We start from the raw sequence: 1,363 nt of genomic DNA on the forward strand, positions 1-1,363 counted from the left end.
AATTTTAGATTGGTATCATTTAATGGAAAATTTATATAAAGTGGGAGGGTCATTAAAATCTTTAGCCAAAGCCAAGGAATTTTTGTGGGCCGGAAGGGTAGAACCTACCCTAAATTTATTTAAAAATTGTCGCAGAAAAACCGCTAAAAACTTTTGCAAGTATCTAGAAAAGCATCGCTCTCGAATTGTTAACTATGAGCAATTATCATCAGATAAGATCTGTTCCATAGGTTCGGGAGCGGTGGAATCGGCTGTCAAACAAATAGATAGAAGGTTGAAAATCTCCGGAGCTCAATGGTTGAAAAAAAATGTCATAACAAGATGCTAAAACTTCGTTGTGCTTACCTCAACGACCTCTTGGCTATTTGAGGCTTTTGCAAAACCGTGATTTAGGGGTTACCAACTAAGATAGTACGCTATACAAAAAAACGACCCTTTGCAGTTCAATGCGCCGGGTCAATCAAATTTCAATAAGGAGTACATTATGACAGACATTGCAGAAAACAGCAACACTCCCGCCAAAGAAATCAATTTATTGAGATTTTGGGAGCAGGAGGTGTTGCCCCGACTCACACCAGACTTGGTGTACGACCATCCATCGCACGCCTTTCAACGAAGCAGTCAGAAGTGGCGGGGCGGCAGTCCGTTCCGCGAAAGCAAATCGGGTACTTCGTTTGCAGTGTGGCCCGATACCCTGCGCTTCTACGATGGGGGTGCGAGTTTGCAGGCGACCCCATTGCCTACATCCACAGTATTAAGGTAAACCGCTGGGAACATCCCAAGGGGCTTGATTGGGTAGAAGCTTTGCGGGAAGCAGCTTCGAGGGTGGGAGCAGCGCTGCCCGAACGCGAACACAGCCTTAGGGAAATAGAAATAGCAGCGAAGTGGGAGATGCGCCGGGGGATACTGGCTGCGGTGTACGCCCAGTGCCGGGATTGGCTGTGGGGCGAAGTAGGAAGTGGCGCCCTCAACCACTTGATTGCCGAGAGGAGCATGAGTCGAGAGGCGATCGCCGAGTTGGGATTGGGCTACTACCACAGCAAGAATGAAGTTGCAGCAGCGCTCAAGGAGCAGAATTACGACTTAGAGATTGCCGAAGAAGTGGGCGTGTTGACCCGCAAGTGGGAAGGGTTAGGAACTGTAACTTAATTTATGGACAAAGCTACCCATCATTGACTATTTGGGTAGCTTTTTGAGCAAATTGTGGCGGCGCGAGACTATTTGCCCCTGGTTCAATTTGTTTTTGCCTCCGTGCGATTGGATGACAGATGCGGGCGTCTTGCGTCAGAGGAATCTGCGTTTGGAATCATTATAATTTTTTGACCAGCCATGTTGATGCTCGCAGGAAGTCGTATATAATACA

At 47.2% G+C, this 1,363-nt stretch carries 2 protein-coding genes and 1 pseudogene; all 3 read left to right on the forward strand.

The genetic code is table 11. From position 1 onward, the window contains the following. Positions 1–369 (forward strand): annotated as a pseudogene (locus JGK14_RS00160) (ISKra4 family transposase); the annotation flags it as partial. A gap of 115 nt (positions 370–484) precedes the next feature. After that, the gene (locus tag JGK14_RS00165; RefSeq protein ID WP_293277714.1) at positions 485–763 is read left to right on the forward strand and encodes a hypothetical protein; all 279 of its coding nucleotides are present in this window, start codon (positions 485–487) and stop codon (positions 761–763) included. Then, entirely contained in the window at positions 682–1,149 is a 468-nt protein-coding gene (locus JGK14_RS00170) for a hypothetical protein (protein WP_325314557.1), read from the forward strand. Before JGK14_RS00165 ends, JGK14_RS00170 begins: the two co-directional genes overlap by 82 nt. The last annotated feature ends 214 nt before the right edge of the window (positions 1,150–1,363 follow it).

The organism is Microcoleus sp. PH2017_28_MFU_U_A (assembly GCF_020738035.1).
GTDB lineage: Bacteria > Cyanobacteriota > Cyanobacteriia > Cyanobacteriales > Microcoleaceae > Microcoleus.